General features: G+C 71.7%; 1 protein-coding gene. It reads left to right on the top strand.

The features are described 5' to 3' along the window. Positions 1–523 (top strand): manganese catalase family protein (locus tag G3I71_RS45290; RefSeq protein WP_203733026.1); only part of this gene is annotated, 523 nt, incomplete at its 5' end. Between the last annotated feature and the right edge of the window lie 169 nt (positions 524–692).

Raw genomic sequence — 692 nt, 5'->3', positions numbered from 1 at the left:
CGTCGACTCGATGGTCAACCAGTGGAGCGCGGGCTACATCACGGCCAGCGGCAACCTGCTGGCCGACTTCACGGCCAACGCCAACGCCGAGATGCAGGGCCGCGTCCAGGTCGCCCGGCTTTACCACATGACCGACGACCACGGCGTGCGGGACCTGCTCGCGTTCCTGCTGGCGCGCGACACGATGCACCAGAACCAGTGGCTCGCCGCGGCCCGCGAGCTGCAGGAGGAGGGCCTGGAGGGGATGCCCGTGCCCAGCAGCTTCCCGCTCGACGAGGAGCACCGCGAGGTGTCCTACCAGTACATCAACTTCTCCGACGGCGCCGACGCCGACAAGGGCTCGTGGGCGTCCGGCCCGACTCCCGACGGCCTGGGCGAGTTCACGTACGTCGCCGAGCCGCCCGCCGGCGTGCCCATGCCGCCGCCCACGCACCCCGACCCGCGGTTCTACGGCACGACGCCGCAGCCGAACGTCGTCGAGAAGGCCACGGGCAAGATCAAGGACGCGCTCTCGACCGAGTGACGCGACCCGACACCGGGGACGAGGCCGCCCGGGGCGGCCCGTCCCCGGCGTCGCGATCCTCGTCACCACCGCCGTCGCGATCGTCCTGGCGGCGACGGGCGAGCTCGTCGACCTCGCGTCGACGGTCGTGCTGCTCCTGCTGCTCGTCTTCCTGTCGACCAACGTCGCC

The organism is Streptomyces sp. SID12501 (assembly GCF_010550245.1).
GTDB lineage: Bacteria > Actinomycetota > Actinomycetes > Streptomycetales > Streptomycetaceae > Streptomyces.
Note: the sequence above shows the minus strand (reverse complement) of the source record. Positions and strands in the feature narration are given on the sequence as shown.